Source organism: Mesorhizobium silamurunense, from assembly GCF_014843825.1.
In the GTDB taxonomy this organism is placed as follows: Bacteria; Pseudomonadota; Alphaproteobacteria; order Rhizobiales; family Rhizobiaceae; genus Mesorhizobium; species Mesorhizobium silamurunense.
The window spans coordinates 1-8,968 of sequence record NZ_JHQR01000076.1 but is presented as its reverse complement, the minus strand read 5'-3'; the positions used below and the strand labels follow the sequence as shown (position 1 = coordinate 8,968).

6 protein-coding genes and 1 pseudogene are annotated in these 8,968 nt (G+C 59.1%); all 7 read right to left on the bottom strand.

Features of this window, described 5'->3' with window-relative positions:
• Positions 1-358 precede the first annotated feature (358 nt).
• Complete coding sequence (locus tag DH10_RS09860) at positions 359-1,072, bottom strand: hypothetical protein (RefSeq protein ID WP_192258056.1); 714 nt, start codon at positions 1,070-1,072, stop codon at positions 359-361.
• Between the two features lie 33 nt (positions 1,073-1,105).
• A complete protein-coding gene (locus DH10_RS09855; RefSeq protein WP_192258058.1) occupies positions 1,106-2,287 on the bottom strand; it encodes a gluzincin family metallopeptidase in 1,182 nt (393 codons plus the stop codon).
• An 80-nt stretch (positions 2,288-2,367) separates the two neighbouring features.
• The gene (locus DH10_RS09850; protein WP_192384634.1) at positions 2,368-3,090 is read right to left on the bottom strand and encodes a TfuA-like protein; all 723 of its coding nucleotides are present in this window, start codon (positions 3,088-3,090) and stop codon (positions 2,368-2,370) included.
• Between the two features lie 5 nt (positions 3,091-3,095).
• Complete coding sequence (locus DH10_RS09845; protein ID WP_192384633.1) at positions 3,096-4,250, bottom strand: YcaO-like family protein; 1,155 nt, start codon at positions 4,248-4,250, stop codon at positions 3,096-3,098.
• Positions 4,251-4,272: 22 nt separating this feature from the next.
• Positions 4,273-7,434 carry an ATP-binding protein gene (locus DH10_RS09840; protein WP_192258064.1) on the bottom strand — a complete coding sequence of 1,054 codons (3,162 nt, stop codon included), beginning with the start codon at positions 7,432-7,434 and terminating at the stop codon, positions 4,273-4,275.
• A 780-nt stretch (positions 7,435-8,214) separates the two neighbouring features.
• On the bottom strand, positions 8,215-8,514 hold the full coding sequence (locus DH10_RS09835; RefSeq protein WP_192384632.1) for a hypothetical protein: 300 nt from the start codon (positions 8,512-8,514) through the stop codon (positions 8,215-8,217).
• Between the two features lie 255 nt (positions 8,515-8,769).
• Positions 8,770-8,968 (bottom strand): annotated as a pseudogene (locus DH10_RS36760) (hypothetical protein); the annotation flags it as partial.

The window sequence follows — 8,968 nt, the reverse complement described above, 5'->3', positions numbered from 1 at the left end:
CCCCGGTTACTGTTTCAGGGCTCGGTTAGGCAATTCTATCTGGCGAACCGTGGGCTGCGTTTTTGTTGGAAAGACGACGTCCCTCCGGGCCACCATAGTATTAAATATCAACCATTTGAATCTACTTCTTCACAAGTAGATGCATCGATCTCTGCCAACGTCATAGCGTTCCGGTGAAACTGGTTGGGCCTTTGTCCGTCAATTTCTCCTTCTCGTCAAAAGCACTGGACGCAGACTTAACTCAAAAATTCTGGCTTCGAAAGACCTCCCTGCAGTGCGTGCGGTGATCGGCGGCAACGACGTGCCAATGGGCGGGTTTTTGGGAATCCCTCACGATTCCGTCACATCACAGAATGCTCTAGTCGTTCAGCTTTCCGCCACGGTGTCCCATCGTCATCTTGGATGCGTACATCGTCGGTGAACGCTTGCCTGGAAGGTTCGCCTCGAGGACGATCTGCTCGATAAACCCCTGGTTCATTTCGAATTCCACGCATTCGTCAAGCTTATCGACAATCCAGAGCATATACTTCTCTGGGCCATGCTTATCCTGCTTATTAAATTTCTTATCATATCCGCAATCGTCGAGAGGTATCATTTGAGGGAGAACTGGAAGAAGCATGATCTTCGGTTTTGGAAGATCAAAGCAATGTCCCTCATATGAATACCCGACAATAATTCCAGATGACAGTACCTTTCCGCTCTTATATGCTTCATCGAATGACACAACAGTAGAAATCACGATGAATCCGATATTTCGCACGGCTAAGGAAATCTGAGTCGCGTAGCCAAACTCATCGGGAAATCCGCTGATCCTTCGATTTGCAATCAGGTTAAGAAATTGTTCCTTTGTAACTTTTGAATCACTCAATTGCTGCAGAAATTGGTCGTTTTGACTTACATCATCCGATTGCGATCGAACTGATATTGCGAAGTCTGCGCTCTCAAGGTTTTTTGGATGGTTGGGGTAAACAAGATCTCCGCCGCCCGGGGCGATGCCGTAAAGCCTGACCTGTGTTGCGTTGTAAGCGCCTGATGGAAACGTCAGTGTCGGTCGGTGATAGTCGTCGCTCATTTTGCTCGCTCCTTTTTGTTGTAATCGATCAGTTCATAGAATCTCTCGCCATCTGAAATTTTCTTCAAACTTTTCCGCAAGCGCGGGCGCCACCCGGTCGCTGACATCGACCAGCGTGGCAGCGGCATTCTCGAAGGTCAGGTCATCTGCATCGAGGCGCGGCCATGCCTGAGCAAGTGCGAGGGCCACTTCGTCCCTTGCTCTGATCAGCATGCTCTTGAACATGAAGGGCCGAGCGCGAAAGGCGCGGGACGTGAAATCCGAGATGCGCTGCATGTCGGACTGGTCGACATCCTTGATATCGATCCCCAGCAGCCGCTCGTCGGCCAACCCCTCGTGCACCAATGCCGCGTGGTAGCCGTCGACGATCGTGTCGAACACAGCCCCCGTGAACGGCCGTGACCTGTCATGGATTTCCGCCGTCACCTCCGACATGCGGCGTGCGTTGCTGGCGAGGCGGATCTGCCGATCGCCAGTCAGTTCGGCAATCCGGTTCAATTCATTGAGAACAAGCAGGTTGCCATCGCAGTGCCGCAGCAGCCGGTCCATGCCGCTGTCGAAACTCAGGAAGGACAAGAGCGAGACCAGATCCGAGCTGGCTTCGTGGAACGGCCCGAAATCGCCTTGAGTCAGGCCGCCGGCTGGTGTCCCGAACAGCGAAAACAAGATTGCGTGGCCGACCTCATGTGCGATCACATCGAAGTTGAGCGCATAGGGATACTTGCCTCCGTCGATGCCGCGCTCGCGGCCGAGTTCCAGATAGCCATAGCCCGATTGCGCATTCTCCCAGTCGACGAAGGGGATGATTTCGAGCCGCTCGTACGTCTCGGCGAAGTACCAGACAATCGGTTTGCCGAGGTAGCTTTCCCAGATGTCCAGCACGCGGCTGACCGAGGCGAAAGCGTGCGCAGAAAGGAACTGCCGCGAGGTCAGGGAAAGCTGATCGAAATGGCCGTCAAAACCAGCCTCTGCAGGCGGAAAGATTTCGCCGACAAATGGTGGCAGATAAGGGTAGTCGTAAGGCTCCTTGTCGAGGAGCGGATCGCGAACGTAGATGCGGTGATCTTCCGGGCCGGAGCGGATCAGATCGGGTGGAGTAGAAATCCATACTGTTTCGGGTGTTCCGTAACCCGAAAGGTGAGGGACCTGCGGGTAGACCAGGAACCGCGTTCCCAGCAACGGATCTTGCGCAACGACACGATCGACCGCGTCCAATTGCCTGGCTCCCCTCTCACGCTACCACGCTATCACGGCGCTTACGTCGCGTAAATCGCGGGCCGCCAAGAGGTCAGGGCCTACAGCGCCAGCCCCGCATCATCCATATCCTTGGAGAAGGCCGAGGTTAGCTGTAATTCCGGCATGGGATGCGCTTTTTCAAATGCTTGCTCCCTCAAAAGTTCGACTGCCCGCAGGGCATCTTGCTTTTTTTGCTGGACGAAAGCCGCACCGAGCTCCCTGCTCAATTTCTCGACGTCGTCCTTGCCGTCGTGCGCATCCCGGACCATGCGTGCCAGGGTGCGCTCGCGAAAGTTGACGGCCTGTGCCGCACCCTCGAGCCTCGCCTGCTGTTCGGGTGAAATCACGCCGCGCCGGCAAGCGGCGCGAAGGGTCCGACGCAGGTCAATCAGCGCATGCGTCAATGGAGCGAAATTCACCTCGGCCGGTCCATGCAATACCGCTACTGCGTCGTCGGGTGCAAAGGCGAAGCGGCGATACCATCGGTAGATAAGCCCGACGCCTTGCATATGGGGGAACAGCTCGGCTGCACGAAGGGCACCCATGCTGGCCGCGCCGACGACATGAATGCCGCGGCTGAGGGCCCACAGGATTTCCTTGTGCCGAACCGCGGGCTCCGCCTGAAAACCGCCGTCGATGACAAGAATCGCACTCGGGTCGAAACGCTGCACGGCCGAAACGATCGAGCCTTGCACGGCCGGGGGAAGGCATACCGCATCGACGACCTTCAACGCGTCGGCATGGGACAGGGTAGGGCCGGTGAAGACGAGTTTCGGGCGCATGGTCTCTACCCCTGCAAGAGCGGCTGCAAGGCAGGGATGACGATCCTGACAACCGACAGGGCGTCGAGCGGTTTCGTTATCACCCGGACCAGGTGAACCGCATCGAACCCTCTCTCTTCGAGAATTGCCAGGAGGACCGACAGCCCGTCCGCCGCCGTGTTGAACTTCTGGTCGGCGAGCGCACGGAAATCCACGCTGCGCGGGCCGTCGCGAAGGAGCCGGCGATGCGCTGCGATCATCTGCCGATCGGGGTATTTTGGATAGAACGCGCGCGTCAGGTCATCGCGCGCGCCCGAGATCGCCGCCAGACGGGCCTGGGCCGCTTCGTAGATGGCTTGCGCCGCCGCTCCGGCGGGACTGAAACCGGCAGCCGAACCATCAGCCGGATGATCCAGGAGGACCGTTTCCGTCGGTTCGTCTTCCAGCAGATGGCACCACACCACCGGTATGCCCAACGGCGACAGAGCTTGCCAAAGGCCGACCAGCACGTTTTTGGCCGCCAAAGTCTCCAGGAGATCGCGGAGCGACGGATCATCGATCGTCTCGGGATCGATGCGTTGACGGTGAAAAAAACCGTGGGTCCGGTATGCCGTGGCGATCGCGTCGCGTTCGATGCATTCGAGCATGCCATGAACGATGGCATCCGGCTCCTCGAAGCCTGCGGCCAGACCGCTCGTCGATGCCGCGAAAATGCCGTCGTGGGGCAGTGACGGCAGCACATATGCGGTGTGCACGAGCTCGAACGGGACCAGGTCGCGGCTGCCGGTGAGAAGATTGTCGGTGGCTACCCACGCCGTCTCCCTGCCGCGCCATCCGGGCGCGGTGCCGTCCTGGAGATGGCTTTCGAAACGATTGGGCGGGATGCCCAATTGATCGGCGCAGCCGACGACTGTGTCGAAATTCGCCACCTGCTCTGCAAAGAAGCTCTCAGCCGATTCCAGCATGGCCGATATGGCGGCTTGCGTCAGGGTGGCGCCCTTGCCTTGCGCGACCGCGTTGGAGAGCGAGAAAGGCCTTGTCACCTGCACGACGGGGATGCCGAGCTGGTCGAGCCCGGTAATGTCTGCGATCCGCGTGATGCCCAAGGCTTCGCGCATCTTCATCAGCTGCGCCAGCGCCTCGTCGGGCGGCGGACCCAGGCGTTCATATCGCTCCAGCATCGCGGATCTCTTGCAGGGCCGGCTAGTGCCGAACGGCCGGTTCGGGATTGACGATCAGTGCGGCGCCCGGCTCGAGAGCGGATTTCGCACGTTCGACCCGGTCGCGATAGCGCGACGACAGTTCAGGTGACAGGCCTGATGATTGAAGGGTCTCGTATGCACTGACGAGGAAAGGCACCGCGCTTTGCTCCGCGGCTATGGCGATGCTCTTTTCGAGGGCAGCGATCACGTCCGCCTCCGCGTCGCCCTGGAGAAGAAGTAGCTCTGCCCTTCGCCGGTAGAGCTCTGCCAGCCAGAAGCGGCTGCCGCCGGCCTCGGCCTGCGCCGCAGCCGAGCCCAGCAGCGCGAGCGCCTCATCGACCTCGGCAGTTCGTGTCAAAAGCTCTGCCAGCATGCCGCAATAGACCGGTTCGTCCTCAGGTGTCTGGAACTCGCCATGGAGGCCAAGACCTTGGCGCATTTTTTCCCTGCCGCTCTCGACCTGGCCGGCGTTGCCGTCGCACCAGCCTTCGAAGATTTGCGCTGCGGCGGCGAGGGCGGGCATATGATGGCGCTCCGTCAAGTGGCGCAGATCCGCTATCACGCTTCGCAGCGCCGAAAAATCGCGGCGATAGCAATGCAGCATCGCCTCGTTGAGGTAGGCATGCGCGATGCTGCCGGCATGTCCGGTTTGCTGCGCCCAGCTCCTGGCTTCCGACATCGAATGGATCGCGCTTGCCGGCTTTCCGACGAACCACAAGGACAAGGCGCGGTGAGCGAGCCCGCAGACCCTCGCGTCATGCCCGCCGAACAACGCAGCATTCGCTTTGCCCTGGCCGTGCTCATAGAGCGAAAGCCCGACGTCGACGGCTGCGATGCAGCGGTCGTGACGGCCAAGATTGAAGTCGATGGCCCACACGCAATGCCTGGCCTGGAGTTGCACTTCGGCATCCTCGACATCCCTGAGATCGCTGAGCACGACTTCCGCGCGCTCGCCGTCCATGACGGTATCGGTGAACCACCAGCCCCAGTAGATCGGGAACCACTTGGCCCGTTCGGCTACCGGCCGCCGCCGGGCGATCATCACGCCGTCCTCGTATAATTTGCGGGCGGGCGCCGAGTTCGGCCCCTCGACAGCGGTCAGGATGGGACCGAGCACGACCATTGCCGATAGCCGCAGCGCGTCTCGCGTGTCGGTCGCGGCAACCCGCTCGCAGAGCCCCAAAGCATGTTCGAGTATCTGCCTTGCTTCCGCCATTGCCGAGCGGGACGAGCTTTCCGTGCCTGCGATCACAAACTGATCGATCGCTTCCTCGATAAGGCCAGCGCGTTCAGCATGTTCTGCCAATTCAGCCGTACCCAGCCACGGGGCCAGATTTCGGTCGCGGGCGACAGCGGAGAAAAGCGACTGATGGAGGGCCTGCCGTCTCCTCCGCAGCAATGCATTGTAGATTGTCTCCCCGATCAGGGCATGACGAAATCCATAGTCGGGCTCGCCGGAAGGCCTGACCCGGATTAGGAATCCCGCCTCGATGAGGGTGTCCAATGCATTCCCGATCGTCTCGTCACTGTATTCCGGCAACAGCTTCCGGAGCAATTCCGGATTGAAACGATTGCCGGCGACGGCGGCCGCTCGTGCCACATCCTTTGCAGGGCCCAAGGCTTCCAGCCTGGCTTCAAGGATGCCTTCAAACACCGATATTCGGCTTGATGAGCCGGCTGGCGCAAGGCGATCCGTTATGGAGGCCGCATTCTCGGCGATCCATTGGCAGATTTCCTCGATGAAAAGAGGCACGCCCCCGGTCACCTCCTCCACCATGCCAATGAGTTCCGAATGCGCGGCTGACCCGATTTCCGGCCGCATTGCCATGATTGCCTGTCGCGTTTCCTCGCGATCGAGCGGCTTCAGAGTAATATGCGGCAAGTCCCGGAACCCTGAATAAGTCTCAGATCCAGGTCGCGCAGTCATTATGAGAAGCACGGGCACCCGATGAATGAAGAGTGCAAGTTCCGCCAGCAATTGCCTCGACGTGAGGTCGATCCAATGTATGTCTTCGACAACCAGGATGAGTGGTCCGCGTTCGCATATGGCTTCGATGCTTCTGCGAACTGCCCAGGTGGCTTTCTCCCGGATGACCTTGAGATCAGCCTCCTTCAGAGCGGGATTCGATCCTTCAGCCCCAAGCAGAAACGAGAAGATGTCGACAACTTCGTCATCGTGAACGCTTTGATTTGCGAAGACCGCCGCTACGTCTGAAGTCTCCAGCCGACCCTCTTTGCCAGCCAGGTCACTCCGAACATTTTGCAGCAGAGGATAAAGGGCCGAGTGGGAGCCGCCGGGCTGACATTGAAAAAGCAGCAATTTTGCCCGCTGAAAGCGTGTCCTCTTGCGGACTTCATAAAGCAGGCGGGACTTGCCGATACCGGCCTCACCCTGAACTAAAATGACGCCGCCCTTGCCGGCGACGGCATCATGCCAACATGCGGCGATGGTGGCCAATTCGTCCCCACGGCCTATAAACGTATTGTTCAAGCGCCCGAAGGCGAAGAAGCGGTCAACGTCCCGCTTGTGGCTAAAGGCACGCCAAGTCCGCTCCGGCTCCGCGAAGCCCTTAATAACGTGAATGCCACGAAAACTGAAAACGTGGGACCGCCGCGCCAAATTTCGGGTCTCGTCGGACACCAGTATTGTATCCGGCTGAGCCATCGCCTGGAGCCGCGTCGCCATGGCCAAAGCAGGGCCCGTGACGCTGGCATGCGCCGGGTCACCGCCGTCCCCGTGAACGAGGGTCATGGATGTAGCAATCCCGACCCGAACATGTAGGTCCGTATGGTCTTTCTCCAGCCCGACCCGCTTGCACGCTTCAATGATTTCGAGTCCTGCCCGGATCGCTTGCGAAGCCGCGTCCTTTGCCTCCATCTCTATTGGAAAAAGTGCGACACCGCCGTCGCCGGCCTCGCTCACGATAACACCCGAGTATGATGAGATTGCCTGTCTTGCCTCACGCCGAAAGGCCGACATTAGCTCTTCATAGTCCTCGATATCCAGAACTGCGAGCAGGTCGGTTGATCCGACCAGATCATAACAGAGAGCTGTCATAACGCGCCGCTCGCTGCGAACGTCGGACACACTACTGTCGTCCTTGCTCAGAACGCCCTTGGCAAGGGCCACGATTGGAGGCTCTAATGGACGCTTTTCCGACATGCTACAGTGCCTTGGCTGGCGGAGTGGGAGCGATACTATCAAATGCGCTAATATTCACCAGGGCGCTCGGACGACCCTCATCTCATCATAAGCGATACTTCGGACGATGTGCGTCACGCTCCCTGACCGCCTAATCTCACGAGATTGCCGCAAGCAGGATGAGTCTCTCGCAGTTCGTCCAGCTCAGCCACGTGCTGCCTGTCCGAATCCGAAATTGCCGAGCAGCGCGCGATTCTGGCCGATAGTTAGCGACTTGACACGAGCGCTATTCGCTGTCTCGGAAGTGGACGACACATTGGTGATTTTGAACCGATTGCAGGAAGCGAGACTGTTCGAAGTGGCGCTCGGCGACGAAAAGTAGACTCGACTGTCCACTAAAAGGGGGCGGACCGAGACCGTCGGCCGGTAGCTGACCAATGAGTGCTCTTGGCGCGGAGGAGGCATTGGGTAAGCTAAGTTCGACTGTACGGTTCGCGGGACCATACGGAACGATACGGAAAGGATGTCTGACCTGTGCCCACAAAAAAGACAATAAAATCAAATATTTGAGGACGTCCTCCGGGCCCATCATTGTCGTTATTTATCAATCACTTAGCGCCTATTTCTCCTTCGGTTAACCAAGTCCGAGGTGGCGAACCTCCGCGCATCGCTTTGATTTTGTTGACTTACGGTGGGCTGCTGAAGCCCACCAAACGTCGTAGAAGGATCGCGGCGGGCACGCGGACCGCCACCGTGGTTCCTATCCCGTATGGAGGAACAGTCAGAACGTGCAGCGGATCGTCAACGATCTGCACGACGATCGTCGCGTTCGAACCGAACCCGCATCACCGTCGCGCGCAACTCGTCGTCCTGACCGCTCGCGCCAGAGCGGCCTATGACGCGGCCTTGCGGCTGTGGAGCCCTCTGGTCGAGGAGCTTGCGGCAGGACTCTCCGCGAGCGAGGTCGCGGTCGTGCGCACGGGGATAATGGCGTTCCGCCAAAAGCTGGAAAAGCTTATCGGCGACGATCCAATGAACTTCGGTGACACGCAGGGTCGTTTTGCGGGAGGCAGGTATGAGCGCGCGGTTGATCTTCAACATTCAAGCCATATTAGGGCCCGCTGCGCTGCCAGCAACGCAAGAGCCGTGAGTGCATGAGCGTCCAGCTATTCCACGCAACAGGAGAGCAGGCGCACACGATCCGGGTCCGGCGCCTGGTGAAGATCCACCGGGAGAGGCGGGTGACCTGGCGAGACGAGACATAGCTGAAGACGAGGCATAGCTGAACGACTTGGGCGCCGAGCACCCAAGCTCGGCGCCGGCTTCGATTACCCGCGCACGTCAGCAAAGCGGCTGTCAGGCCATCTTTGCCAATATCTTGGTCATATCTGCCGTGTCGAATGCCCTCAGCGTCTCAGTTCTGATGTTGCCCATTGAAATGGCAGTTCGTTTCGCCCTGCCGCCCCGTCCAAGCGCAGCGTCGCGCGCATCGTAGCCAGTGATGGCAAGGCTGTGATACCATTGCACAAGGTGCGCCGCGGTTGGCAATTGCCAC

What these genes read in the sequence shown, in the direction of transcription:
- DH10_RS09860 (WP_192258056.1), bottom strand. Translation starts at nt 1,072, where the DNA reads ATGAGCGACGACTATCACCGACCGACACTGACGTTTCCATCAGGCGCT.
- DH10_RS09850 (WP_192384634.1), bottom strand. Translation starts at nt 3,090, where the DNA reads ATGCGCCCGAAACTCGTCTTCACCGGCCCTACCCTGTCCCATGCCGAC.
- DH10_RS09845 (WP_192384633.1), bottom strand. Translation starts at nt 4,250, where the DNA reads ATGCTGGAGCGATATGAACGCCTGGGTCCGCCGCCCGACGAGGCGCTG.
- DH10_RS09840 (WP_192258064.1), bottom strand. Translation starts at nt 7,434, where the DNA reads ATGTCGGAAAAGCGTCCATTAGAGCCTCCAATCGTGGCCCTTGCCAAG.
- DH10_RS09835 (WP_192384632.1), bottom strand. Translation starts at nt 8,514, where the DNA reads ATGTTGAAGATCAACCGCGCGCTCATACCTGCCTCCCGCAAAACGACC.